Origin of the sequence: Empedobacter sp. UBA7248 (assembly GCF_002472945.1) — a bacterium.
Classification (GTDB): domain Bacteria; phylum Bacteroidota; class Bacteroidia; order Flavobacteriales; family Weeksellaceae; genus Empedobacter; species Empedobacter falsenii_C.
In genome coordinates, this window is sequence record NZ_DKSU01000012.1 from 36,554 (window position 1) to 62,638 (window position 26,085).

Genomic DNA, 26,085 nt, shown 5'->3' on the forward strand with positions numbered 1-26,085 from the left:
GTTTTAGATAGAATGAAACTCAAAATTATTTTCCGTAAATCTCAACGATTTGCGAAGCTAATTCAGTTCCAATTCTGTCCTGCGCTTCATTCGTAGAACCTGCAATATGAGGAGATAACGACAACGATTCGTTCATCAACAAGCCCATTTCTGGTGTTGGCTCATTCTCGAAAACATCTAATGCCGCACCTGCAACTTTACCATCTTCGATTGCATCAACTAACGCTTTTTCATCAACAACTCCTCCACGAGCCGTGTTAATTACAATCACGCCATCTTTCATTTTTTCAAATTCTTTCTCACCCAAAATATATCCCTCTTGCGCTGGAACGTGCAACGAAATGAAATCTGCTTTCGTAATTACTTCATCAAAATCAACAGAAGTGATTGTAAACGTTAATTTTTGACCATCAAAAAATTCTAATTCGATGTCACGTGTTGCAGGGAATTTATCATACACTAAAATATTCATTCCTAAACCAATCGCTTCACGAATCACTTCTACACCGATACGACCAAAACCGATCACACCCATTGTTTTCCCTCTCAATTCGATTGCTTTTGCATAAGCTTTTTTCAATCCATTGAAGTTAGAATCTCCTTCTAAAGGCATATTACGATTGGCTTGGTGCAAATTACGAACGATAGAAAACAAATGCGCAATCACAAATTCTGCTACCGATTGAGAAGAAGATGCTGGCGTATTAATCACCTGAATTCCTTTTTCGCGCGCATAAGCAACATCGATATTGTCCATACCAACTCCACCACGACCAATAATTTTAAGATTTGTCGCATCAATCAAAGGTTGACGAACTTTAGTCGCAGAACGTACTAAAAGTACTTCTATTCCGTTTTCGTTGATATAATTTTCTAATTGTTCTTGCGCTACGTGAGCAGTTATTACTTCGAAACCTTTTGCTTCTAAAGCTTCAATTCCTGCTTTAGAAATTCCGTCGTTTGCTAATATTTTCATGTTTTTATTGTAAAATGTAAATTGTAAAAAGTATTAAGTCTAGGTAGTACATAGTACCTAATACAAAAAGATTTATCCAAATTTTTGTTCAAATTGTTTCATTACTTCTACCAAAACTTGAACAGATTCTAATGGTAAAGCGTTGTACATTGACGCGCGGTATCCACCAACATCGCGGTGACCAGCTAAAGAAACAACTCCAGCTTCTTTTAACATTGCGTCAAAATCAGCTTTGAAATCTTCGTTATTTAAGACAAAAGTAGCATTCATTTGAGAACGGTCTTCTGTTGCAGCAGTTCCTGTAAATAATCCGTTACGATCAATTTCAGCATACATTGCATCCGCTTTTGCAGTATTAATTTTTGCAATCGCTTCTACTCCTCCTTGCTCTTTTAACCATTGTAAATTTAACATGACACCGTAAATTGCAATTACTGGCCAAGTGTTAAACGATGATTCTTTTTTGATATGTGTTTCGTAGTTTAAATAATCAGGAATATTACGCCCTGTTTTACCTAATAAATCTTTTTGAACGATTGCAACGGCAGAACCTGCAGGTCCCATATTTTTTTGAGCTCCAGCATAGATTACTCCAAATTTAGAAACATCAATTGTGCGAGATAAAATATCCGAAGACATATCGCAAACTATTGGAACTGGAGAGTTTGGAAACTCTTTCATTTGTGTTCCAAAAATAGTATTGTTTGATGTGCAGTGAAAATAATCTACATCTGAAGGAACAGTGTATCCTTTTGGAATATAATTATAGTTTTGATCTTTTGAAGAAGCTATAACTTCAATTTCTCCGAAACGCTTCGCTTCTTTGATAGCATTTTCTGCCCATTTTCCTGTTTGTGTATAAGCTGCTTTTCCGCCTTCTTTCAATAAATTGTAAGCTACAGTAGGAAATTGCAATGAAGCTCCGCCTTGCATAAAAACTACGTCATGCGTTTCTGGAACATTCATCAATTCTTTTACCAACGCTCTTGCTGTATCAATCACTTCTACCGCATCTTTGCGACGGTGAGAAATTTCTAAAATTGATGTTCCTGAATTGTTGAAATCTAAACAAGCTTGAGCCATTTTGTCAAAAACAACTTGCGGTAAAATGCATGGTCCTGCACTAAAATTGTGAATTTTCATAATTAAAATTGTTGTGTGTTTGTGTGTTTAATTTGTAAACAAATATAGTAAATCAAATGTGGAAAGAAGGGAATAATTACTTAACTTTTGAACAGAATACAAACAAAAAACCCTAAACTTATTCAGTTTAGGGTTTTTCTATTATTTGATTGAATATTTATTTTAGTATTGAACAAAATCAACATTCAATTCTTCTGCTTTGCGTTTGTAATATCCGTCAGCTAATTTATCTTTAATCTCAGCAAATGAGTTTAACGTATATTCGATGTGCTCGTCTTCGTGAGCAGCAGTTGGGATAATACGGAAAATAATCATTCCTTTTGGAATAACTGGATAAACTACTACAGAAACGAAAATACCATATTCTTCGCGCATTTCTTTCGCTAACACAGTCGCTTCGATAGGAGAACCATTCAATACGATTGGTGTAACACACGTGTTAGAACCTCCAATATCAAATCCTCTTTCTTCTAATCCTTTCTGAATTTTTTCTACATTGTGCCATAACTTATCTTTAAGTTCTGGTTGAGAACGTAACAATTCAAGACGTTTTAAACCTCCGATTACCATTGGCATGGTCAATGATTTAGCGAAAATTTGAGAACGTAAATTATATTTTAAAATACGGATAATATCTTTGTTACCAGCGATAAATGCTCCGAAACCTGCCATAGATTTTGCGAAAGTTGAGAAATAGATATCAATCTTATCTTGACAACCTTGCTCCTCTCCAGCTCCAGCTCCAGTTTTACCTAAAGTACCAAAACCATGTGCATCGTCTACCAATAAACGGAATTTGTATTCGTCTTTGTAAGCTGCAATCTCTTTCAAGATTCCTTGTTTACCTGTCATTCCGAAAACACCTTCTGTAATCACTAAAATTCCACCGCCTTGTTTGTCAGCTAATTTACGTGCACGAATAATTGTTTTTTCGAAACTCTCAATATTATTGTGTTGATAAATAAAACGTTTACCAAAGTGTAAACGAACACCATCAACAATACAAGCATGACATTCAGCATCATAAACGATTACATCATTTTTAGATACTAAAGCATCAATTGTAGATACCATACCTTGGTACCCGAAATTCATTAAATAAGCAGATTCTTTTTGAACGAAATCAGCCAATTCTTGCTCTAATTGAGCGTGATAATCTGTTTGACCAGACATTGCACGAGCTCCCATTGGATAAGCCATACCATATTGTGCCGCAGCATCAGCATCCGCTTTACGAACTTCTGGGTGATTAGCTAAACCTAAGTAGTTATTGATTGACCAAGTAATTACTTTTTTACCTTGGAATTCCATTACGGGTCCAATTTCTCCTTTTAACTGTGGAAAAACATAATAACCTTCACCATAATCAGCGAATTGACCTAATGGTCCAGGGTTCTGTTTTAAACGTTCAAAAATGTCCATTTTATTATAGTTTAATTTTTTATTAATTGAAAAAAAGTAGAAAGTGAACGAACACTACCTACTTTAAATATTTAATTTTTACAAATATACGTATTATTTGATTCTTTCGACTGTTGCTCGAGCTTCTAAACCATTGAGTCTGCTATTTGTAAAGCCTTGCTCTGCCATCCAATCATCACTAAAGACTTTTGTCATATAACGTGATCCGTGGTCTGGATACAAAATTACAACTAAAGAATTTTCGTCAAATTCTCCAGCTTCAGCCAATTGTTTATATGCTTGTGTAGCAGCACCAGAAGTATATCCTGCCATAATTCCTTCTTTCAAAGCAATTTCTCTTGTACGATAAGCAGCTTCTTCGTCTGTCACTTTGATAAAAGAATCAACCATTTCAAAATCTAAAGCTCCAGGAACCAAATTTTTTCCCATTCCTTCGATTCTGTATGGATAGATATCATTTTGATCAATTTTACCAGTTTCGTGATAACCTTTCAAGATCGATCCATAAGCATCAACTCCGATGATTTTCACATCTGGGTTTTGCTCTTTTATATAACGTGCACTACCTGTCAAAGTTCCTCCTGTACCTGTACAACCGATTAGGTGAGTAATTTTACCCTCTGTTTGATTCCAGATTTCAGGACCTGTTGTTAAATAGTGAGCTTCTGTATTCCCTTGATTAAAATATTGATTAATATAAAGAGAATTTGGCGTTTCCGCAGCAATACGTTTTGCTACTTCGTAATATGATCTTGGATCATCAGCAGGTACGTTCGCAGGACACAAAAATACTTTTGCTCCCATCGCTTTCAAGAATGAAATCTTTTCTGCCTTTGTTTTATCCGATACCGCTAAGATACATTTGTATCCTTTTACGATAGCTACCATAGCTACAGCAAATCCAGTGTTACCTGAAGTTGTTTCTACAATCGTAGCACCAGGTTTTAATAGACCATTTTTTTCAGCCTCTTCTATAATATGTAAAGCTATTCTGTCTTTTGTTGAATGTCCAGGATTGTAACATTCTAACTTTGCATAAACTTCGCCTGGAATGTCTTGGTTAATTCTGTTTAACTGAACTAATGGAGTATCTCCAATTAACTCTAAAACGTTTTTATATTTACCAGTCATTTCACAAATATTCTTTTCTAACAAAAAGCAAAATTAAGGATTTTTTAATTAATTGTTAAAAGATTAACACGTAAAATTAATCATATTACAATTTTAACCTAAAATTCTTATGATTTACTCGTTATTAAATTAGTTATTATTTAAATTAAAAATATGTTCTAAAATTCTTTTATCAGCAGGTGTAAAAGCAATTTTTCTTCGCTTCATCATTCGTTCTGCGGCTTCGCAAGCACGATCTAAATTATAAACTGGGGCATCCGAATTCCCTCCCCAACTATAATGTTTTATAACATTTGGAGGAAAACCTGCCTGAAAAATGTTGGCACAAACTCCAACAACTGTACCAGTATTTATTTGTGTATTTATAGCTGCTTTCCCATGATCGCCCATAATTACACCACAAAACTGTAAACCTGTTTTTACAAATCGTTGTTCTCTGTAACTCCAAATTTTTACAATGTCGTAATTATTTTTTAGGTTCGAATTATTTGTTCCAGCACCTAAATTACACCATTCGCCAAGAACAGAATTTCCTAAATACCCATCATGTCCTTTGTTTGTATAACCAATTAAGATAACATTACTCAACTCACCACAAACCTTACTATAAGGACCTATTGTAGTTCCTGGGTAAATTTTCGCACCCATTTTTACCGTTGCGTGTTCACACAAAGCTAATCCGCCACGAATCATAGAACCTTCCATAATTTCGGCATCTTTTCCAATATAAATTGGACCTTCTGATGCATTCAAAATAGAAAATTCAACTTTCGCACCTTCTTCAATAAATATTTTTTCGGGAGCTAAAACTTGGTTGGTTGCTGATATTGGTTGAGAAGTTCTTCCTTTTGTAACCAAATCAAAATCAAATTCAATTGCTTGAAAATTGTATGTAAACATATCCCAAGAATGTTGTAGATGTATTACTTCATCTTCTAATTGAATAATGTCTGATGTGATTTTTGGAGTTTCTTCAGTTGATTTAACTGCTACAAGTTGATTGTCAAAAAGTAGGGTTTGGTTTGGTTTTAAATTCTTTATCGCTTCAATTAATTTTTCATTCGGAAAAAAAGTTGGGTTGATAAATGTATTTTCTGTTTGAAGTTTAGCAGGAAATTTTTCTTGCAAATAAGGTTTCGTTTGATAAGAAACCTCTGTATTTAGTATTTTTTCCCAACGTTCTGCAAAACTCAATATTCCCATTCTAAGGGCAGCTACAGGTCTTGTAAATGTTAGGGGCAAAAAATCTTCCCATTCTTCGCCATCAAAAAGAACTATGTTCATTGATCTATGAATTTGTGCAAATTTAAAAATAATTATTTTATAAGTCGATAATATCAATATAGATTCTATCAACAGCTCTCCTAAAATAAATCATTCAAAATATTTGGTTGATGTAAAAAGGTCGTCGTAATTTTAGGCACATTTTAAAAACATTTTTCATTTTGAAATCAGCTCCGATTCATTTTGGTTCAATCGCATATATATTAGACGATTACCTTGCAAATAACACTTTTTCTTCTATCTTCTTTTTGGTAGATGAGAACACTCATGTGCATTGTTTACCGCTATTATTAGCCGATTTGGACAATATTTCTGCTTACGAAATCCTTGAAATTGACTCTGGAGAAGAAAATAAAAACATCGATACTGTAACTAATCTTTGGTTAGCGTTGAGCGAATTGGGTGCAGATCGTCATTCATTAGTTATTAATGTTGGTGGTGGAGTTTTAACGGATATGGGAGGTTTTATGGCCTCTACTTTCAAGCGTGGAATCAAATTTATTAACATTCCAACTACGTTATTATCGCAAGTCGATGCTTCTGCTGGCGGAAAAAATGGAATTGATTTGGAAGGAATGAAAAACATGATCGGGACATTTACACAGCCAGAAATGGTGTTAGTTGATCCTAAATTTTTGTTGACATTAGAGCAACGTCAAGTAAAATCTGGTTTGGCAGAAATGTTGAAACATGGTTTAATCAAAAATCGTGATCATTGGGATAATTTGGTACAATTACCTTCGCACGATGCCGAAGCTTTGGCCCCTTTTATCATGGATTCTATTCATATCAAAGAAAATGTAGTTGACAATGATCCGTATGAAAAAGGTGAACGCAAAATTTTAAATTTTGGTCATACAATTGGTCATGCTATCGAAAGTGAATCCTTAGAAACTGATTTTCCACTTTTACATGGTGAAGCAATTGTAATCGGAATGATTATTGAAACGTTCCTTAGTTATGATCAAGAATTAATTTCTAAAGCTGATGTAGAAGAAGTTTGTGAAAGTTTTTCGTCAATGTATGCTTTAAATACAATTGATATGAAAATTTTTCCGAACTTAATGGAATGGATGAAACACGACAAAAAAAATCAAAACAATTCTATCAACTTTAGCTTGATCAACAAGATTGGAAATTGTCGTTATGATGTAGTTTGTACTGAAGAAGAAATCAGACAAGCTTTTGAAAAATATAATCAATGGATTGCCTAAAAAAATATACTTCTTTTTTTGTTGTTGGATTAATATTGAGCCTTATGGTTGCTTGTACATCTCAACACAAGAAAGAAGATGCTAAAGTAGAACAACCTTCAAACACTGTTGCGATGAACGAAAAACCTGAATTCAATATCAATAAATCAGATGAAGAATGGAAAAAAGAGCTTTCTTCTGAAGAATATTACGTTTTAAGAGAAGCTGGTACAGAGCGTCCTTTTACAGGAAAATTCAACATGCATTTCGAGAACGGAATTTACACGTGTAATGCATGTGGAGAAGAATTGTTTTCTTCTTCTTCTAAATTTGACGGACATTGTGGTTGGCCAAGTTTCGACAAAGAAATTAAAGAAGGTAAAATCGTAGAACGCGTAGACACTTCGCACGGAATGAAGAGAACAGAAATTCTTTGCGGAAATTGCGGAAGCCACTTAGGACACGTTTTTGATGACGGACCTACTGAAACTGGTTTACGTTATTGTGTAAATTCGCTTTCGTTAGATTTCAAACTTGTAAAATAAAATCAAAAAGCTGTTTCGACAGCTTTTTTAATGCAAAAATACTTTATGAAAATACTTCGTATCATTATCGTTCTTATCTTATTGTTATTAATTTATAACGGTGTTTACAATTACAATTTAATGGTGAATATAAGAACAACCGATCGTCCGATTAATCCGTTGCGTTATATCTTTTTCGGTTTTTATTTCTTTTTAATTCTATTGAATTTGATTGAATATATTCGAGGAAAATTTACATACGGATCATTCAAAAAAGTAATTTATTATTTGATTTTCGCTGGATATTTAGCATGTATTTTCATGTTCAAATACAACGATTATCACATTCCTGGCTTACCACTTTTGGGTTATTTCACATTGGTCGGAACTACCTTATTTATGTTGAGTCAAATCATCAAAAACAAACCACCATATAAACGCGTAAAAAAATAATTTTTCGAAATGAGTTTGGTTTCGAATAGAATTACGTTCAAACAAATTAATCAATTAGCGATTCCTGCTATTTTTTCGGGAATTGCCGAATCTCTTATTACCTTAACCGATATTGCGATGGTGGGTAATGTAAAAGAATATTCGGTTGAAGCAATTGCTGCGACTGGTTTAGTTGGTTCTTTTCTTTCAGGAATTATCTGGATTGTTGCCCAAACCAAAACCTCTATTTCGTCTTTGGTTTCGCAAAGTTTTGGTGCAAATAAATTGGAAAGTCTCAAAACTTTAGTTCCGCAAGCGTTGTATTTCAATCTATTTTTGAGTTTACTTATTTTTGTTCCAACGTATTTTTTTGCACAAAATCTATTCGAATTGTACAATGCAAAAGATTTGGTTCTTCAATTTTCAGTAGATTATTACAAAATCAGAGCATTTGGTTTTCCATTAACACTTATTTCGCTCACTCTTTTTGGAGCATTTAGAGGAATGCAAAACACCGTTTGGGCAATGAAATGTAGTTTAACAGCTGCATTTGTTCATGTCTTTTTAGACTATATTCTAATCTTTGGAGTAAATGGGATAATTCCCGCTTATCATATTAAAGGCGCTGCTTATGCAAGTTTGATTGCACAATTGATTATGGTAATTATGGCGTTTTACTACTATTTCACGAAAACTTCATTTGGATTAAATCCAGGAAAAACCATTCATCCACTTTTTAAGAAATATATCAACTTAAGTTTCAATTTTATTTTACGAACAGCTTCGTTGAATGTTGCATTTTTTCTTGCGAATTCTTACGCCACCGATTACGGAAAAAATTATATCGCCGCGCAAAGTATTTTGATGAATATTTGGTTGTTCTTTTCATTCTTTATTGACGGATATGCAGGTGCTGGAAACGCGATGGCAGGTCGTTTACAAGGCGAACGAAACTATCCTAAACTTTGGATTTTAAGCAAAGATATTTCCAAATATTCAGTTTTAATTGCGTGTATTTTAATTGCGATTTGTTTCATTTTTTATAATCAAATTGGGCAAATTTTCAATCAAGATCCAAATGTTTTGATCATTTTCAATTCTGTATTTTGGATGGTTTTATTAATGCAACCAATCAACACATTGGCTTATATTTTTGATGGATTTTTCAAGGGAATGGGCGATGCAAAACTCTTGCGAAACAACTTAATTATCGCAACATTTCTTGGGTTTCTACCAACCATTTATCTTGCAGATTACTTTGGTTTAAATATTTATGGAATTTGGATTGCATTTGGAATTTGGATGTTTTTACGCAGTTTTCCATTGATGTATATTTTTAGAAAACGAGTTTTTGAATCGAATTAGATCTATTATTCAAGCACTTCAATCTATTTTTTTAGATAAATGCAACATTCATTTATTTTTTGCGTCATTTATAGTATATTATTAAAACTATAAAAATGAAGCAACTATTAAAATTTACTTTCTCTTTATTCTTAATTTCAAATTTTGCATTCAGTCAAAATACAATAAAAATGACTTATAAATACGGAAGCAATAATAATGAAATTCAAGATATCATTGATTTTGAAAATATTTATATCGAAACTTTAAGTTTTGAGGGAGATTTACTAAACGGAAAAAATTATCAAATTAATCTTGAAGAATATAAAAAAGGTAAATTAACTACTAAAAAGTTACTTTTTGACTCGTCAGAATCAGATTATTTCAAGATTAATTCAAATTCATTATCATTAAAATTCTTTTTCAAAATGAGTGATGGAAAACTTAAAACATATATTAGAAGCCATCTTTTTGGAACAAAAAAATCTTATTTCATTCTTATGAATGATTCAGATAAATATGCTTTAAAAGATTTTTTTGGAGAGAAAAAAGAAATAACAATCAATCCAAATAAGAAAAATGCAATATTTGCTATTCTCACTCCAACAATTCATCCAGATGGTTCGGGTTCATATTGTGAAGTTGCTCAATCAGATATTGCACCAGAAAAATTGGGCGAACATTTCAAAATTCCACATTATTTTTTAGTTACAATTAATTTTAAATAAATAGCATTAAAAAAATCCAACTCTTCACAAAGTTGGATTTTTTTATTTCATCTAAACTCTACTTTTTTTTAAGATGTAGAAATAGAAGCTTATTAAATTTTTCCGTTGAAATATGTCCTAGACATTTAATGGAAAAATCATCGCGAATATAATTCATAAATCTTTAGAATTAGCCAAGATTTAAAAATCAATATCCCAAATTCCTACTACTCTTTCTAAATCAATAAGACCTGAAGCACAGTTATAAAGAGTTTCCAAATATTGATTTTGAGTTTCATTATAAGTACGCTGAGCATCTAAAACCTCTAACAAAGACGAATTTCCTCTTTTGTAACTGTATTTTTTAGCCTCTAATATTAAATTCGCGTTTTTTAATATTTCAATATCAAATTGTTTCAACTGCTTTTTATAACCTTCATACAACTCATATGCTTCTTTTACTTGAGATTTAATCTCTAATTCTGTTTGTTTATAATTTAGCTCCTCTTGTTTAAATTGCATTTTAGCAACCTTCAATTCATTATTATATTTATTCGAAAATTTCAATGGAATACTTATTCCTCCTTTAATTTGTGTGAACTGAGGAGTTTCTGCTTCCAAATTTCTAACAGCTGTTGAATGCTCTAATCCTAAAATCAATCCCAAATCTATTGCACGATTTGCTTTAGCTAACTCAATCATTCTTTGACTAACATCTTTACTTTGCAAGGCAACTAATAAATCTGTTCGATTACTTAAGGCCATTTCAGTCAAATTGATTAAATCAAAATCACGTTGAAACGTTTTCAAATCTCCTACTGTAGAAAATAAATCTGCATATTGATCGATTCCCATAAAAGTTGATAATCGAATTTTTGATGTAGCAAAATCTGTTTCTGCTTGTATTATTTCATTTTTTAATGACTGAGTTTCTAATCGACTTTGTCTTGCATCAGTTTCAGAAATCTCTCCTAATTTGAATCTTATTTCATCCGAATTTGCTAACTGATTCATCATGTTATAAGAATTCTCTTTTACATTCAACATTTCTTTCTGATAGATTGTTTGAAGAAATCCTAACGTTGCGTCTGCTTTTAAATTTTTGAAATAATCTAAAAGAATTAATTTCGTTAATTCAAATTCACTTTTAGCTAAATTAATTCGAGCTTTTCTTTTTCCTCCTAATTCTAAAACCCATCCAACTTCCGCTGAATATCCAAGTCCCATTTTTCTTTTGGCTTCTCCATTATCAAAATATTCAAATTGAAGTTCGGGATCCGCAAATGCTTTTGCACTTAAAATTTCTGTTTCGGCAATATCTACATTAAAGCGCTCTGCTGTATAAGAAATATTGTTCGCTTGAACTGTTTCTATAAATTTTTTATAATCTAATTCGCTTTCATTTGTTGTTTGAGCAATTAATTTAGTATTTACTATAAATAAACTACACACAACTAATAACCAATATTTTTTCATTTTAATCTTGTTTTTGATTAACTGATTTTTCTACTGAATCTTTTCCCCATTTCTTTTCGATCATATAATACAAAGCTGGAAGGGCAAAAAGTGTAATGATTGTTGAAAATAATAATCCGTATACGATAACAGTTGCTAATGGACGTTGAACATCTGATCCTATTCCTGTTGCTAATGAAGCTGGTAATAATCCTAGAATCGCAACTGTAGCTGTCATCAAAACAGGTCTGAAACGATTTTTTGTACCTTCTATAACAGCTTGAGAAAGTTCCATTCCTTTATTTTTCAGTAAATTGATTTGAGAAATCATAATCACTCCATTCTGAATTGCAACTCCAAATAATGCAATAAAACCAACTGCTGAAGATACATTCAACGTCATTCCTCTTACATTTAAAGCTAACATTCCACCGAATATCGACAAAGGAATAATTCCTATTAAAAGCAAAGCTTGTCTCAATTTACCGAATGCTGCATATAAAAGTATAAACATGACTAATATTGCAATTGGAATAATAACTGAAAGTCTTTTATAAGCTCTGTCTTGATTTTCAAACTGTCCACTCCATTTAATATGATATTGACTATGGTCATAATCAATATTTTGTTCTATTTTATTTTGGGCTTCTTTTAGGAAAGAACTTAAATCGCGGTCTCTCAAATTCAGTTTTATTGTCAAATGACGTTTATTCATTTCACGTGTAATTGTACTTTCTCCTGTATTTAGTTTTACATCCGCAACTTGCGCTAATGGTATTTTTACACCATCTACATTTGTCAAAGTTAATTGTCTTATTTTTTCTGGTGTATTTCTACTATCTTCTTTATATCTACAAGTAAAATCATATACTCTATCATCTGAAAATATTTGAGAAATAGCTTTTCCTCCAATTGCGACTTCTATTAATTCTGAAACATCAGAAACATTCAATCCATATTGTGCAATTTTATCTCGATTAGCATGAATTTGAAGTTGAGGTAAAGGCGGTTCTTGATCTATTGATACATCAACAGCACCTTTTACCATTTTTAATTCTTTCATGATATTCTCAGTTATTTTGCGTGTTTCAGTAAAATCTTTCCCATATATTTTTACAGCCAACTCACTATGTGCTCCTGATATTTTATCCATAACGCCATCAATCATTGGTTGAGAAAAACCAACTGTATATCCTGGCATACTAGCATACTCTGATTCTAATTCTCGAATTAAATCATTCTTAGTTTTTCCACTAGGCCATTCTTTATATGGTTTCAGTCCTATTGAAACTTCAAAATGAGATGCTGTCCATGGATCTGTTCCATCATCATTTCTACCAGCTTGAACCATTACATAAGTAACTTCGTCATATTTCATTGTATGTTCTCTCAATACATCGCTCATTTCCTTTGACTTCTCTACCGATAATCCTGGAGGTAATTCTACTTGTAACCAAATAGAACCTTCGTCTAATGTTGGTAAAAAATCTTTTCCAACAGAAATAGATAATACTGTTGCACTAGCAAGAACTATAAGTAATGGTAGAATAACTTTTTTGGGTGTAGCAACTATTTTCTTGATAACCTTTGAATAAGAATTCGTCAGCTTTTCCAACCATTTATTATGATAAATTTTTCTTGGCTTTTTATACATTACAAATGCTAATCCTGGGATTAATAAAAGAGCAACTGATAAAGCTCCAAGTAATGCATAACCAACAGTAAAAGCCATCGGAGTAAAAAGTTTACGTTCTACTCTTTCAAAAGCGAACAATGGTAAATAAGCTGTTATAATAATTAGTGTTGCAAAAAATATTGGTTTTGCTACTTGTTTTGCAACCGTTGAAATAGTTTTCTCCTTTAATTCTTCTTTTGGATTTTCTTCTCTTTTTTTCAAAACGGTTTCCATCATCACAATAGCTCCATCTACAATAATTCCGAAATCTATAGCTCCTAACGAAAGTAGATTAGCTGGAATAGATGTAAAATGCATTAATATAAATGCAATAAGCAATGAAATAGGAATTGTTATAGCTACTAGAAGAGCTCCTCTCCAACTTCCAAGAAATACAATAAGTACAATAACGACTAAACAAATACCTTCCATTAATGTGTATGAAACAGTATTAAGTGTTGTATCGACTAAATCTGTACGATCTAAAAATGCATGTATTTTTACATCTTTTGGCAACAAATCATTATTCAATTCATCTACAGCTTCATGAATACCTTCTAAAACTACAGAAGTATCTTCTCCTTTTAACAATAAAACTATCCCTTCAATTCCGTCACTATGATTTCGGTTTTTATCGCTATAGCCTAAAATTCCTTTTCGTTCTAAGTTTCCATATTTTAATTCGCCTATATCTGATAATAAAACAGGTACACCTTTTTCTGATTTAATAACAATCTTACCAAAATCTTCTAAATCTTTTACAAGACCTATTCCTCTAATCACATATCCTATATCTCCTTGAGGTAATGTACTTCCTCCTGCATTAATGTTGTTTTTTTCTATTGTTTCTACAACATCATTTAGCGATACATCATACTGAGTTAATTTATTTGGATCTATTTCTATTTGATATTGCGTTGTGATTCCTCCAAAATTTGTTACTTCTGCAACTCCTGAAACTTGATTAATTCTTGGTACAATAACAAAGCGTTGTAAATCTGTTAATTCTCTTAAACTCTTTGTGTCACTTTCAATAATATAACGAAATACTTCTCCAATAGGAGATGTTAAAGGATCTAATCCTGGTTCAGCTCCATACGGCAACTCAATATCATTCAATCGTTCTTGAATTCTCATACGAGCCCAATAGTCATCTACTCCATCTTTAAATACAATCGTAATTATAGATAATCCAAATGTACTTTTGCTACGCATAACATGCATACCTGGTAAACCATTTAGCTCTCTTTCTATTGGAATTGTTATTTGTTGTTCTACTTCTTCCGCAGCCAACCCAGGAACTTGAGTTACAACTTGTGAAGTTACATCTGCGATATCAGGATAAGCTTCGATAGATAATTGTTTCCAAGAATAATATCCAAAGAATGCAGCCAAAGAAAACAAAGCTACCATTAACCATTTTTTGGCAATCGCCATTTCTATTAGTTTATTCATCTCAATAGCTTATTTATTTTGCTCCCATTAAAAAGATACCTCCTTCAATCACTACTCTTTCTCCTACTTTTAAACCATCTGTAACACGAACAAAATCGTTATTTTCTGAAGTTCTAATTGCTTTTACTTTTGCTTTTCGATATTTTCTATCACCTATTTTCACAAAAACATATTGATTTTCATTTTCTTGAAAAACAGCTTTAGGAGGAAGAATTATCTCTTCTTTATCTAAACTATTCAATGTTACGTTAACATACATTCCTGGTTTTAAAACAAATTGATTATTATCCGTTTCTATAAGCACATCAACACTCCTCGTTTCTTCATTTAGCAATTGTCCTATATTAATTACTTTTCCTTCGAATATTTTTGATGGAAAAGCATCAACTGTAAATGTTATATGTTTTAACTCTTCTAAGAAACCTAAATTATGTTCTTTTACTTGTGCCGAAATCCATACCTTTGATAATTCTGCTACTGTAACTAAAGCTTCATGATCTTCTTTTATGAATTGTCCAACAACTAAATCACTGCTTACAACTCGTCCAGAAATAGGAGACCGAACAATTAAAGATTGCCCCATTCCTACTCTAGAAGATGAATTAAAAACTTTTAATGATGCAGCAGTTTGATCTGTTGCTATTTTCTTTAACTTATAATCTGTCTCAGCCTCCTCTAATTCTCTTTTTACACCTACAGCATGATTGTATAAATCTTTTTGACGTTTCAAATTCATTTCTGCTTGTTTTAACTCTTGTTGAGCTGAAAAATATTCTTGTTGAGCTGAAAAATATTCTGAAGATTTTATTTCAAAAATGGGAGAGCCTTTTTTCACATACTGTCCCAATGTGACGAAAGATTTTACTATGCGTCCTGCAAAAGGCGATGCTACCTGAGCAAATCGTTCAGGAATTGCTTTTACAACTCCTGTCGAACTTAACTCCGATTCTATCGTTTGAAGTTTTGTTGTTTCTAATTTCAATTTAGACTCTATTGGAGAATTTTCTGATAATTCTATTTCATTATTTACCCAATAAAAATCTGGATTATCAGTTTGCTCTGTTTTATTTTTACAACTATTCGTCAAAAACATTGTACTTCCTACTAAAAGCAGTATAAAATGATTTAATCTTGTTATTTTCATGAGATATTTTTTCTGTATATTCTTATTACTGTTTATTATTTTTACACTTCGTTACTTATAATTTCCCAACGAATTTTCTGGACATCTTTTTCAATTGTTAATCGACTTGCTATTTTTTCTAAAAGACTATCTTGTTGATTTAAAGCTGATATTTCTGCTGAAATCATTACAGAATCATTTATTAAATCATCATCACTTGAAAGAGACTTCATCATAAGATTTTCATTATTCTCTATTGATCGCATTAGTAATACTCTCAAATGATTTTCTACATCATTTCTACATTTTATTACCAATAAATATTCAGTATCCTTGTGGTTTTTATTTTTGAAAGAATAACGATAAATGTGATTGCTAATTGGTCTTAATAGTAGATGCGCTAACATTATAATTGAAGTAAGTATAACTGCTTCTATTGAAAGTCCTGAACCGACAAATAACCCAATTGCTGCTGAACACCAAATCGTAGCGGCAGTATTCAATCCTCTTACACTTAATCCATCTTTCATGATTACTCCAGCGCCTAAAAAACCTATTCCGCTGATAACATATGAAGCTATTCGTCCTACTGCATCACCTCCGATAGAATAAGACATTAATATAAACGCTGCTGAACCTACACATACTAAAGTATTTGTTCTTAATCCAGCACTTTTTTGACGATATTCTCGCTCTAAACCTATTGCAGCTCCTAATAGGAAAGCTAATCCTAGCTGCATTGTAAAATTCATTAAATTCATTTTTTTCCTTTTTAAAGACAAACCAAAATTTCAATTATCTTAAAAGCAATAAATGAATCATAGGTTTATTGTTCGACAAACTGGGAATCTGTTTCCATTCTTATTTTTTCTGGTGCAAATTTACAATACATCAAAAGCTACTGCTGTTAGAAACCCTTTAGAAGAATATTAGAATTTTATTAGAACAAAAAAAGCCTGCTAAATTGCAGGCTTCCATTATATTTTTTTAATGATTTAAGTTTTATTATGACTTCTTCAATACGATCTGAAAAATAGTTTCTTTTCCTTCTTCGGAATATAATTCTAAACGAGCATCATGTAAATCGACAATTTTCTTTGTCAGAGGTAATCCTATTCCTTGTCCTTGAATATTTTTATGTTTATCACTTCTAAAAAAAGGTTTAAAAATCAATGCTAATTCTTCTTGATCAATTTTATCTCCTTTATTAATAAAATTAATTTTCACGTCTTTATCATCAAAATCAACTTGAACAATACAACTATTATTAATTGAATATTTGCAAGCATTTTCTATTAAATTAGTAAAAGCAACCCTTAATAAATACTCATTTCCTATAACTGCAACTTCGTTTTCTTCTTCTGGTATTCTAATAAAATTTAAATCTACTTTATACTCTTTATTATTTTTTTGAATTTGTGCAACAGAATCTAAAAGTATTTCATCAATCCGAATCGTTTTAAAATTTATTTCCGAAGGATCATAACTTGCTTTTGCCATATCAAGCAAACTATTTGAAAGACGAACAATTCTTTTCGTATCATTCAATGCAAATTGGATTAACTGTTGATATTCTTCGTTAGTATGCTCTTTATCTACAGCCATTTCTAACTCTGTTATAATTGCCGCCAAAGGTGTACGAAGTTCATGCGCAATATTAGAAACAAAGTTTTTTTGTGCATCAAAAGAGTTTTCTAATCGTTGCAACATTTGATTAATTGTTGTTGTTAATTCTGCTAATTCATCTCCTTTTGACTTCAATTCAATTCTCAAATCTAAATTCGAAGCAGAGATTTGTTTAGCTTTATTTGTTATTTCTTTAACTGGATTGATTGCTTTATTAGTAAAAAAGAAAGCAGACAAAATAATTAATAACAAAGAAAAAATATAAATCAGTATGATATTTTTCAATAAATTATTCATTTTACTGTATCCATATTCGTCTAAAGCGGCCGCTGTTACAATGTAATGATTGCCATCTACAACATAATTCATTCCAACCACTTGCCATTTATCTTGATAAAAAATTACAAATCCTTTTTGTTGTATTTCATCAAATAATTCGTCAGTTTCTTTTACAAAATCTATTTCAACTGCATCATGATAAAGTAGTTTTTTGTTTTGATTATAAACCGCAACTTCTACTTCATTGATTGTTTGTCTATTATTATGATAAATATTATGTAAAACTTCTGAAGGAACTTTAGCTTTAAGAAAAAGATTTGATTTTGTAATTGCTTCTTTTTTCAATAATTCAAAAAACTCTTTTTCTCTATCTTTTTTAGCTGAATAATAAATAATAAAAGCAAAAAAGAAAAGTATTGCAGCTGTAAGCAAAGTGAATAAAATAGTCAGTCTAACTCTTATTTTCATCTTTTTTAAATATAAATCCCTGACCTGTTTTTGTGTGAATTAGTTTTGTAGAAAAATGTTTATCTATTTTATTTCTTAAATAATTTATATAAACATCAATAAAATTAGTTCCTGTATCAAAATGTGTGTCCCAAACATTTTCTGCAATTTCATTTCTAGACAAAACTCGTTCTTTGTTTTCTAACATATATTGAAGCAATCGAAATTCTTTAGGAGTTAAATCAATTTCTTTTTCTTCTCTTTTTATAATTTTAGTATGAAGATTCATCTCTAAAGTATCATATTTTAATAAAAAGGATTGTGAATTATGATTAAAATTTCTTTTTGATAAAACCCCTATTCTAGCAACAAGTTCTCGCATTTCAAAAGGTTTCACCATATAATCATCTGCACCAGCATCAAATCCTTCTACTTTATCATCTGTTGTTCCAAGAGCTGTTAACATAATAATAGGAAGAAAAGGTTTCTGTTTTTTGATTTCTTGACAAAAATCTAATCCACTTAATTTAGGTAAAATTATGTCAGATACAATTAAATCATACTCTTCGCGAAGAGCTAATTTAAGTGCCATTTCACCATCATAAACTACAGTAACTTCGAATCCATTTTCTATTAATCCTCTTCGAATTAATTCAGACATTCTTTGATCATCTTCTACTACTAAAATATGCATACTACAAAAATAAGGTTTTAGTTTTAAGGATATTCCATTAATTTCAAATAAAAAAATCTGCATAAAAACTTATTTTTTTATGCAGATTATATCTTTTTTAAAGATTCTTATTACGTTTTTTTATGGCGTAGAAATAGAAGCTTGTTGAATTTTTCCGTTAAAATATTTCCAACCATTCAATCCAAAATCAACCAAATATTCGGCCATTTCATCTGGTTGTAAAGGCGCAATATATCCCGGAAACGCTTCTTCTAACATTTCTGTTTGCACCGCTCCTAACGCTACTGCGTTTATTCTTGGACCAAGTTCATTTAATTCTTCTGCTAACAATTCAGTCAAATTAACCGTTGCAGATTTTGAAGACGAATAAACAGACAAACCAGGAAATTTCACCGAACCTTGTACAGCTCCCATTGTCGAAATATTAACTACATGAGAAGATGTATCAAATTTTGGCATCAAAACTTGTATCAATCGGTATGGTGCCATAAAATTAATTTGCCAAGAAGTTAACAAATCCTCTTGTTGCATTTCTATAAATGGTTTGTTGATACAAACTCCCGCATTATTGTACAAAACATCTACTTTATTCCAAGATTCCACAGCTTTCAAAACATCTGAAATCTCATCAAAATTAGCCAAATCAACACCAATAAACTGATATTGATTTTCTTTTGCAAAAGCTGTTAATTCCTTCAATTTATCTACATTTCGAGAGACTGTCAACACTCGATTTCCTAATTCCAAATGTTGTTTTGCCAATTCAAAACCAATTCCTCTACTCGCTCCCGTTACAATTATATTTTTCATAGTGTTGTACAAAATTTACAATTTCTTCTATCGTTTCAAACTTTATTCCTTCAAAGATGATGTTATTTTCTGTGATTTCAATATGATTTTCCGCATTATTTTCTACAGAAATTCCATTTCGAATTAAGGCATTTTTCACCCAAAAAGCTAATTCCGAATTTCCTTTTACATCAATCGTTTTAAAAAATGATTTTTGTGTTGAAAAGCGATTATTTTTTTCATCATACGTTAAATTTTGATTGGATAATTTTTGAATAATTTGATGCTCAAAAGCCATTTGTTCTGGAATATTTTCAAAAAGGTTTCCATTTTCAATCCACCAAATTTTATCCGCTTTTTCCAATGCAAAATCAACTTCGTGTGTGATCATCAAAAACGATTTATCTGTTTTCAATTTTAATTCATTCAACAAATTGAAAATTCGATATTGATTCGCTAAATCTAAATTAGAAGTTGGTTCATCTAAAATCACCAATTTCGCATCTTGACACAACGCACGCGCAATCATCACCAATTGCAATTGACCTTCGCTAATTTCATTCACAAATTGATTTGCCAAATTCGAAATTCCAACCAATTCCAAAACCTCATCAATTAAGTTTTGTTCTTCAATAGAAATCTTTTTCAGAACCTTGTGATAAGGCAAACGTCCCATCGCAACCAATTCCGAAACTTTAATTTTTGGAACAATCGACAAACGTGGTAAAACAACTGCAATTTGCTGCGCAATTTCTTGAGAAGATAATTTTTTGATCGAATTATTTTCTAAATAAATTTCTCCATTCAGTGTTTTCTGAAAACCTAAAATCGAATTAATCAAGGTTGATTTTCCTGCACCATTTTTACCTAAAACAGCTATCAATTCATTCGAATTTATAGTCGCATTTATGGTTGAAACAATTTCTTTTGAACCATATCCAACCGAAACATTTTCTAATTTCAAAACGGTATTTTTCATCGCACTTCGTTTTTATTATTCAACAAAATACTAATGACAATTGGAGCTCCAAACAACGCTGTGATAATATTGATTGGTAAAGTTCCAAACGGAAAAACTTCGGTCAAAATCGAAAATAATAACATAAAAAATATACCTGAAACAAAAATCCATCGGTACAAAACTTTCAGATCTCCTGTTCGTAATAATGTTCTGCAAATATGTGGCACAGCCAATCCAATAAAACTAATCGGACCTGCAAAAGCAGTAGCTGACGCCGTTAATAATGCTGTCGAAACTAAAATCGTAAAACGTAATTTTTTGATATTAATTCCTAATGATTGTGCATATTTTTCGCCTAATAATAAGGCGGTAATTCCTCGTAAAGTAAATAATGAAACAATTATTCCACTCAAAACAAATAAACCAAAAACGCCTAATTGTTCCCACGATAAACCGCTCAACGAACCAAATCCCCAAACTAAATACGTTTTTATTTTATCGGAAGGAGCAAAATATTGCATCATGCCAATTAATGCGCCCGCTAAACCAGCAATCATAAATCCGATAATCACCAAAGATGCGGATGATTTAACACGAAATGATAACGAAATAACCAAAAATAACGCGATAATTGCGCCTAAAAATGATGCTATAATTGTAATCCAAGGATTGTTAAGAAATTCTTCTAAACCAATCATCGAAAAAAGAAAAATCACAATCGCAACGCCTAAACTTGCCATCGAAGTTATTCCCAAAACAGAAGGTTCTGCTAACGGATTTTTGAATAATTCTTGCATCAAAAAACCTGAAATTGGCAACGAAATACCAACCAATAAAGCAGTTAATGATTTTGGTAAACGAAAATTAAGCACAAGATTATGCAACATTTCATCTGAATGACCAGAAAAAACATTAAAAATTTCGGTGAAAGAAATCGAGACTTTTCCAACGCTTAAACTCAAAACAAAAAGTAAAAGTGTTAGAATTATTAAAACAAAAAATAGTGGTTTTTCTTTCATCAAGACAAAGATAGAAATTCTAATAATTTCTTAAAGTTTAATTATGAATTGGTTTTTATTGAAAATTAATGATTAGTTTCGTTTCATGAATTTTAGAAGTTTCGTTTTAATCATCTCTTCGATTTTTGTGCTACTTACGCCATGTAGCATCAAAGCTTCTATTCATACGATTTTACAAGTAGAAAATGTTCATCAAACAAAAACTTCTCAAGTCAAAATCAATCAAAATCATTCGAATTCGTGTACGATTGTTAAGTTTGAAACGATTAAAAAATCAACAAAAAATCATGATATTCCGAATTTCGATTTACCAAATTCATCTATTCATTTCATTGGGTTAGCACGTTCTTCATTAATCAAAGAAGATATTGATTCGAATGAAATTCAATCACCAAAAATACCTTTTTATCTGTTGTATAAGCAATTGAAATACTCGTTGATGTCTTAATTTTCCTTAATTAATTTAGACAACAATATTCAATCACTTATATAAAAATTCATGCAAAATAAATCTGTTTTATCAATGGGTAATGCTGTATTGGCGTTACGTTTAGTCATTGGTTGGACGTACTTTTCTGCCTTTTGGAGGCGTTTAATTTTAGAAAATAAACTCGATCCAGAAGCTACGGGTTATATTGGCGAAAAATTCAATCATTTTTTACCAAATGCCCTTTTCATCAAACCACTTATTCAATATTTAGTCGAAAATCCTGAAGCGTTGCTTTGGAATATGTGGATTTTCACCATCGTAGAAGGCATTGTTGGTTTACTTTTAATGCTTGGTTACAAAACCCGTCTCATGAGTATTGCTGTTTTCTTTTTGGCAATGGGAATTTTACTTGGCTCGGGCTGGATTGGCACAACTTGTTTGGACGAATGGCAAATTGGGGTTTTAGGATTAGCTGGAGGTTTTACGTTATTTCAGGCTGGTTCAGGAAAAATTTCGTTGGATTATTTTTTCAATAAAAATCAATTTATCAAACAAGAAAATAATTGGAATTCAATTTCAATCAAAAAATACAGACCTCATTTTATAGGTTTTAGTTTTTTTATTTTATTCGTTACTTTGTTTACAAATCAGGTTTTTCATGGTGGAGTTTACGGGACTTTGCACAATAAATCTGTCAAACCAAAAGTAGAAATCTCAAATTTGAAACAACATCAAAACAAGGTTTCGTTTGATGTAATGCGAATAGAAGGCGCTGATGTTTATGGCTCTTTTTTGATTCAAATTGATTTTCATAATCATCAAAATAAAATAATTAAAAGATTGGATATGAAAGAGTTATCAAATTTGAACAAACAACAAATTTCGAATTATTATGTAGCAAAAGTTACACCGCACAAACACAGTTTGGTGTTACCTTTGGGTGCGAAAGCAAATCTGAATTTTGATATTTCAGACAAAATTCACAAAGTAGTTTTAACCGATATAAGCGGATTACAATGGGAACAAACAATAACAAATTTATAGCAATGATCAAAAGAAATTATTCAACAATTATCATAGGCGCGCTGGCTTTGGTCTTACTTTTTGTGCCAGAAGCTAAAGCAATGATGCAACAAGGTTTAATGAAATTAGGCTTATTTGAACCGAAATTAGAAAAAGTTGAACCAACAACTCAACCAAAATCTGAAGCAAATTATACGTTCGAAATGGTGTATGCTGATGGAAAATCTGTCAACATGGAAGATTTGAAAGGTAAAGTTGTTTTCATGAATTTTTGGGCAACTTGGTGCCCTCCTTGTATTGCGGAAATGCCATCTATTCAAAAACTTTATGACAAAGTAAAAGATGACAAAGACATCGTTATTTTGACGGTTGAAGTAGAAGGAAAACGTGATAAAGTAGCGAAATTTATGGAACGTAAAAATTTATCGTTGCCTGTGGTTTATCCAAATTCAGCTATTCCAACTGAGTTTTTTAATGGTTCTTTACCAACAACTGTTATTTTGGACAAGAAAGGAAATATTGCACATACAACAATGGGAATGGCAGATTATTCTGGACAAGATATTGTTGATTTCTTGAATGAATTGAAAGCGATGAATTAATCTTTTAAGAATTATAAAAACATAAAAAAGCTTCGAGAAAATTCTCGAAGCTTTTTGTTTTGTACTATTTATATTTCTAATAAACCAATCGCAATCCTACGCCAAACCCCATATCACTATCGTAATGAGTTCTGATATGCATATTTCTATTTAAGATATAGCTCAATTCACCCATATATTCTTTGTCTGTATTCCACATAAAACCTGCTCGTACACGTTTTGAGATTGGAATATCTTCACGCATCAATTGCAAACGAACTTTTCCTGTATGATAAATTTCGGTTTGAAAATCAATCAACATTGGTAACTTATACACAAAACCTGTACTGAATAAACCTTTGTTACGATCGGTTTTTTGACCAAAAATATTCTTCTCTACATTTCCGTGTTCTGCTAACATTTTGTGTTGATTCCAATCAAATCCAACAAAAACTTGAAACCATTGATTTCGATCTATAAAACGTCCCAAATGTGTTTCAACTTCATAACCATGTTCTGGTTTGTAACCTATACTCCATTCCGAAGTCAATGCCCAACGTGCATCTTGCACCATCAACATACCATCTAACCCATTTGTTGCAAAATCATTTTCTGCCATTACATGCTTCATATTACTTTCCATTTGTAACATTTTATACGCATGTTTTTTGTTTGGTAAATTTGGATTTTGATAATCTCCAACTTCAAAAACGCGATTCATTCCGCCCATCATGTGGTACAAAATATGACAATGAAAAAACCAATCTCCTTCTGTATTCGCTTCAAATTCGATCACATTTGTTTCCATCGGCATAATATCCAACACATTTTTCAGCGGAGAATATTCACCATTTTTATTGATGACACGGAAATCGAAACCATGTAAATGCATCGGATGACGCATCATCGAATTGTTGTATAAGGTAATACGCAGAATTTCGCCTTTTTTGACTGGAATTTTATCCGATTCAGAAAATACTTTGTTATCCATACTCCACACATAACGATTCATATTTCCCGTTAATTCGAAACGCATTTCTTTTATTGGAGCATCTTTCGGAAGTGTTGTGTTTTCAGGAGATTTTAGCATTCCATAATTCAAAGTAGTGATGTTTGAGGATGTATTTCCATGCGAAGAATGATCCATTCCACTCATTTCTGAATGATTCATTTCTTGATGATTTTCTGCCAAATCTTTCTTTGATTTTTTGGATTTCTTTTTCGATTCGCCAGAAATTTCAGGATACATCACGGTATTCATATCCATTTGCTGCAAGCTCATTTTCATGCCTATATCGTTCATTGTTCCGTCCATATTCATCATGTCATTCATCATTTTCATACCTTCGAAATACTTCAATTTCGGAAGTGGTTCCATCAATTGTTTCTTTCCATCACCAATGAACAACGAAGCCGAACCCGTTCTGTCTTCTGAAGTTACTTGAAATTCATACGATAAACCACCTTCAGGAACTGTAACTACAACATCGTAGGTTTCGGAAACGCCAATAATCAAACGATCAACCTCCAAAGGTTCTACGTCGTTTCCATCATTTGCTACAACCATAATTTTTCCGCCCGCATAACGCAACCAAAAATAAGTCGACGCACCACCATTCGAAATACGTAAACGAACTTTATCACCTGCTTTGAATTGTTTCAGTTGACTTTCATTCTGAGCATTTATCAAGAATTTTTCGTAATAAACATCACTCACATCCATCGCCAACATACGTTTCCATTCGTTGGTCAATTTTGTTTTGAAATGCCCTTCTCGAATTGCTTCAGCATAACTTTGCGTTGAACCTTTTTTGATTCCCGCCCAGTCGTTTGCATTATGCAACATTCGCTGAATATTTTTTGGATTAAGATCTGTCCATTCACTCAACATTACAGGAATTGTAGGTAAATCATCAATTCCTTTTCGGAAAGTGGGATCATTTTTGCGTTTCTTCAAAATCATCGAACCATACATTCCTATTTGTTCTTGATACCCCGAATGACTATGGTACCAATGCGTCCCGTTCTGAATAATCGGAAATGAATACGTGTACGTTTCACCTGGTTTGATTCCCATTTGCGTCAACATCGGAACTCCATCTTCTTTATTTGGTAACCACACACCATGCCAATGCAAAGAAGTATCTTCATTCAATTTATTATGTACACGAATGACAGCCGTATCACCTTCCGTAAACTCCAAAGTTGGCATAGGAATTTGACCATTTACCGAAATCGCTCTTTTCTCTTTTCCTGAAAAATTAACAACGGTATCACGTACATATAAATCGTATTCCACACGTTTTTGTGCTTGTAAAGCAATCGCCGACGGAATAAAAAGTAAACAAAGTAATTTCCTCATGTGAATGATT

Annotated in this window: 23 protein-coding genes; 8 read left to right on the plus strand and 15 right to left on the minus strand. The window is 31.9% G+C overall.

Translation table 11 applies throughout. From position 1 onward, the window contains the following. Positions 1-25: 25 nt before the first annotated feature. The 5 genes from B4A23_RS12020 to B4A23_RS12040 all read right to left on the minus strand — a co-directional run bounded on the left by B4A23_RS12020 (position 26) and on the right by B4A23_RS12040 (position 5,956). A complete protein-coding gene (locus B4A23_RS12020) occupies positions 26-976 on the minus strand; it encodes a D-2-hydroxyacid dehydrogenase (RefSeq protein ID WP_291120352.1) in 951 nt (316 codons plus the stop codon). Between the two features lie 72 nt (positions 977-1,048). Then, positions 1,049-2,119, minus strand: coding sequence for a 3-phosphoserine/phosphohydroxythreonine transaminase (serC, locus tag B4A23_RS12025; protein WP_291120356.1), 1,071 nt, complete (start codon positions 2,117-2,119; stop codon positions 1,049-1,051). Positions 2,120-2,281: 162 nt separating this feature from the next. After that, on the minus strand, positions 2,282-3,541 hold the full coding sequence (locus B4A23_RS12030; RefSeq protein WP_180906155.1) for an aminotransferase class I/II-fold pyridoxal phosphate-dependent enzyme: 1,260 nt from the start codon (positions 3,539-3,541) through the stop codon (positions 2,282-2,284). 93 nt (positions 3,542-3,634) lie between these two features. After that, on the minus strand, positions 3,635-4,672 hold the full coding sequence (locus B4A23_RS12035; RefSeq protein WP_038336998.1) for a PLP-dependent cysteine synthase family protein: 1,038 nt from the start codon (positions 4,670-4,672) through the stop codon (positions 3,635-3,637). Between the two features lie 129 nt (positions 4,673-4,801). After that, on the minus strand, positions 4,802-5,956 hold the full coding sequence (locus tag B4A23_RS12040; protein WP_291120359.1) for a GlmU family protein: 1,155 nt from the start codon (positions 5,954-5,956) through the stop codon (positions 4,802-4,804). A gap of 161 nt (positions 5,957-6,117) precedes the next feature. Here B4A23_RS12040 and aroB point away from each other — a divergent pair, with 161 nt between their 5' ends. The 5 genes from aroB (at position 6,118) to B4A23_RS12065 (ending at position 10,177) form a co-directional block, all read left to right on the plus strand. Further along, positions 6,118-7,170: a 3-dehydroquinate synthase gene (aroB, locus tag B4A23_RS12045; protein WP_084106957.1), complete on the plus strand. Its 1,053-nt coding sequence runs from the start codon at positions 6,118-6,120 to the stop codon at positions 7,168-7,170. Next, a complete protein-coding gene (gene msrB, locus B4A23_RS12050) occupies positions 7,158-7,694 on the plus strand; it encodes a peptide-methionine (R)-S-oxide reductase MsrB (protein ID WP_414647086.1) in 537 nt (178 codons plus the stop codon). The genes aroB and msrB overlap by 13 nt, the downstream gene beginning before the upstream one ends. Positions 7,695-7,739: 45 nt before the next feature. Next, positions 7,740-8,126: a hypothetical protein gene (locus tag B4A23_RS12055; protein ID WP_147279964.1), complete on the plus strand. Its 387-nt coding sequence runs from the start codon at positions 7,740-7,742 to the stop codon at positions 8,124-8,126. Positions 8,127-8,135: 9 nt separating this feature from the next. Next, positions 8,136-9,470, plus strand: a complete 1,335-nt coding sequence (locus tag B4A23_RS12060) for an MATE family efflux transporter (RefSeq protein WP_291120362.1) — start codon at positions 8,136-8,138, stop codon at positions 9,468-9,470. 95 nt (positions 9,471-9,565) lie between these two features. After that, the gene (locus B4A23_RS12065; protein ID WP_291120366.1) at positions 9,566-10,177 is read left to right on the plus strand and encodes a hypothetical protein; all 612 of its coding nucleotides are present in this window, start codon (positions 9,566-9,568) and stop codon (positions 10,175-10,177) included. 180 nt (positions 10,178-10,357) lie between these two features. Here B4A23_RS12065 and B4A23_RS12070 read toward each other — a convergent pair whose 3' ends face one another. The 9 genes from B4A23_RS12070 to B4A23_RS12110 all read right to left on the minus strand — a co-directional run bounded on the left by B4A23_RS12070 (position 10,358) and on the right by B4A23_RS12110 (position 21,679). Then, the gene (locus B4A23_RS12070) at positions 10,358-11,632 is read right to left on the minus strand and encodes a TolC family protein (RefSeq protein WP_291120369.1); all 1,275 of its coding nucleotides are present in this window, start codon (positions 11,630-11,632) and stop codon (positions 10,358-10,360) included. A gap of 1 nt (position 11,633) precedes the next feature. Continuing rightward, positions 11,634-14,741 (minus strand): efflux RND transporter permease subunit, encoded by a 3,108-nt coding sequence (locus tag B4A23_RS12075; protein ID WP_291120372.1) that lies wholly within the window; start codon positions 14,739-14,741, stop codon positions 11,634-11,636. Between the two features lie 13 nt (positions 14,742-14,754). Beyond that, complete coding sequence (locus B4A23_RS12080; RefSeq protein ID WP_291120375.1) at positions 14,755-15,885, minus strand: efflux RND transporter periplasmic adaptor subunit; 1,131 nt, start codon at positions 15,883-15,885, stop codon at positions 14,755-14,757. A gap of 41 nt (positions 15,886-15,926) precedes the next feature. Beyond that, positions 15,927-16,604 carry an MgtC/SapB family protein gene (locus B4A23_RS12085; RefSeq protein ID WP_260392420.1) on the minus strand — a complete coding sequence of 226 codons (678 nt, stop codon included), beginning with the start codon at positions 16,602-16,604 and terminating at the stop codon, positions 15,927-15,929. 265 nt (positions 16,605-16,869) lie between these two features. Then, entirely contained in the window at positions 16,870-18,237 is a 1,368-nt protein-coding gene (locus tag B4A23_RS12090; protein WP_291067970.1) for a HAMP domain-containing sensor histidine kinase, read from the minus strand. Beyond that, a complete protein-coding gene (locus B4A23_RS12095) occupies positions 18,221-18,910 on the minus strand; it encodes a response regulator transcription factor (protein ID WP_114999365.1) in 690 nt (229 codons plus the stop codon). Before B4A23_RS12095 ends, B4A23_RS12090 begins: the two co-directional genes overlap by 17 nt. Before the next feature lie 120 nt (positions 18,911-19,030). Next, the gene (locus B4A23_RS12100) at positions 19,031-19,720 is read right to left on the minus strand and encodes an SDR family NAD(P)-dependent oxidoreductase (RefSeq protein ID WP_114999363.1); all 690 of its coding nucleotides are present in this window, start codon (positions 19,718-19,720) and stop codon (positions 19,031-19,033) included. Then, entirely contained in the window at positions 19,689-20,678 is a 990-nt protein-coding gene (locus tag B4A23_RS12105; protein WP_291120378.1) for an ABC transporter ATP-binding protein, read from the minus strand. The genes B4A23_RS12100 and B4A23_RS12105 overlap by 32 nt, the downstream gene beginning before the upstream one ends. Further along, entirely contained in the window at positions 20,675-21,679 is a 1,005-nt protein-coding gene (locus B4A23_RS12110; RefSeq protein WP_291120381.1) for a FecCD family ABC transporter permease, read from the minus strand. The genes B4A23_RS12105 and B4A23_RS12110 overlap by 4 nt, the downstream gene beginning before the upstream one ends. Before the next feature lie 85 nt (positions 21,680-21,764). Here B4A23_RS12110 and B4A23_RS12115 point away from each other — a divergent pair, with 85 nt between their 5' ends. From B4A23_RS12115 to B4A23_RS12125, 3 genes are read left to right on the plus strand one after another with little or no spacing between them, the layout of a single operon-like run. Beyond that, the gene (locus B4A23_RS12115; protein ID WP_291120384.1) at positions 21,765-22,127 is read left to right on the plus strand and encodes a hypothetical protein; all 363 of its coding nucleotides are present in this window, start codon (positions 21,765-21,767) and stop codon (positions 22,125-22,127) included. A gap of 51 nt (positions 22,128-22,178) precedes the next feature. Then, positions 22,179-23,153 (plus strand): TQO small subunit DoxD, encoded by a 975-nt coding sequence (locus B4A23_RS12120; protein ID WP_291120387.1) that lies wholly within the window; start codon positions 22,179-22,181, stop codon positions 23,151-23,153. A 2-nt stretch (positions 23,154-23,155) separates the two neighbouring features. Beyond that, positions 23,156-23,734, plus strand: coding sequence for a TlpA family protein disulfide reductase (locus B4A23_RS12125; protein WP_291120390.1), 579 nt, complete (start codon positions 23,156-23,158; stop codon positions 23,732-23,734). Between the two features lie 76 nt (positions 23,735-23,810). Here B4A23_RS12125 and B4A23_RS12130 read toward each other — a convergent pair whose 3' ends face one another. Further along, positions 23,811-26,075, minus strand: a complete 2,265-nt coding sequence (locus B4A23_RS12130; RefSeq protein ID WP_291120393.1) for a multicopper oxidase domain-containing protein — start codon at positions 26,073-26,075, stop codon at positions 23,811-23,813. Between the last annotated feature and the right edge of the window lie 10 nt (positions 26,076-26,085).

Coding starts and splice junctions, on each gene's coding strand:
- B4A23_RS12070 (WP_291120369.1), bottom strand. CDS start 11,632: ATGAAAAAATATTGGTTATTAGTTGTGTGTAGTTTATTTATAGTAAAT.
- B4A23_RS12055 (WP_147279964.1), top strand. CDS start 7,740: ATGAAAATACTTCGTATCATTATCGTTCTTATCTTATTGTTATTAATT.
- B4A23_RS12095 (WP_114999365.1), bottom strand. CDS start 18,910: ATGCATATTTTAGTAGTAGAAGATGATCAAAGAATGTCTGAATTAATT.
- B4A23_RS12115 (WP_291120384.1), top strand. CDS start 21,765: ATGAATTTTAGAAGTTTCGTTTTAATCATCTCTTCGATTTTTGTGCTA.
- B4A23_RS12110 (WP_291120381.1), bottom strand. CDS start 21,679: ATGAAAGAAAAACCACTATTTTTTGTTTTAATAATTCTAACACTTTTA.
- B4A23_RS12075 (WP_291120372.1), bottom strand. CDS start 14,741: ATGAATAAACTAATAGAAATGGCGATTGCCAAAAAATGGTTAATGGTA.
- B4A23_RS12130 (WP_291120393.1), bottom strand. CDS start 26,075: ATGAGGAAATTACTTTGTTTACTTTTTATTCCGTCGGCGATTGCTTTA.
- B4A23_RS12040 (WP_291120359.1), bottom strand. CDS start 5,956: ATGAACATAGTTCTTTTTGATGGCGAAGAATGGGAAGATTTTTTGCCC.
- B4A23_RS12100 (WP_114999363.1), bottom strand. CDS start 19,720: ATGAAAAATATAATTGTAACGGGAGCGAGTAGAGGAATTGGTTTTGAA.
- B4A23_RS12080 (WP_291120375.1), bottom strand. CDS start 15,885: ATGAAAATAACAAGATTAAATCATTTTATACTGCTTTTAGTAGGAAGT.
- B4A23_RS12065 (WP_291120366.1), top strand. CDS start 9,566: ATGAAGCAACTATTAAAATTTACTTTCTCTTTATTCTTAATTTCAAAT.
- B4A23_RS12090 (WP_291067970.1), bottom strand. CDS start 18,237: ATGAAAATAAGAGTTAGACTGACTATTTTATTCACTTTGCTTACAGCT.
- B4A23_RS12120 (WP_291120387.1), top strand. CDS start 22,179: ATGCAAAATAAATCTGTTTTATCAATGGGTAATGCTGTATTGGCGTTA.
- B4A23_RS12060 (WP_291120362.1), top strand. CDS start 8,136: ATGAGTTTGGTTTCGAATAGAATTACGTTCAAACAAATTAATCAATTA.
- B4A23_RS12030 (WP_180906155.1), bottom strand. CDS start 3,541: ATGGACATTTTTGAACGTTTAAAACAGAACCCTGGACCATTAGGTCAA.
- B4A23_RS12125 (WP_291120390.1), top strand. CDS start 23,156: ATGATCAAAAGAAATTATTCAACAATTATCATAGGCGCGCTGGCTTTG.
- serC (WP_291120356.1), bottom strand. CDS start 2,119: ATGAAAATTCACAATTTTAGTGCAGGACCATGCATTTTACCGCAAGTT.
- B4A23_RS12035 (WP_038336998.1), bottom strand. CDS start 4,672: ATGACTGGTAAATATAAAAACGTTTTAGAGTTAATTGGAGATACTCCA.
- B4A23_RS12105 (WP_291120378.1), bottom strand. CDS start 20,678: ATGAAAAATACCGTTTTGAAATTAGAAAATGTTTCGGTTGGATATGGT.
- msrB (WP_414647086.1), top strand. CDS start 7,158: ATGGATTGCCTAAAAAAATATACTTCTTTTTTTGTTGTTGGATTAATA.
- B4A23_RS12020 (WP_291120352.1), bottom strand. CDS start 976: ATGAAAATATTAGCAAACGACGGAATTTCTAAAGCAGGAATTGAAGCT.
- B4A23_RS12085 (WP_260392420.1), bottom strand. CDS start 16,604: ATGCAGCTAGGATTAGCTTTCCTATTAGGAGCTGCAATAGGTTTAGAG.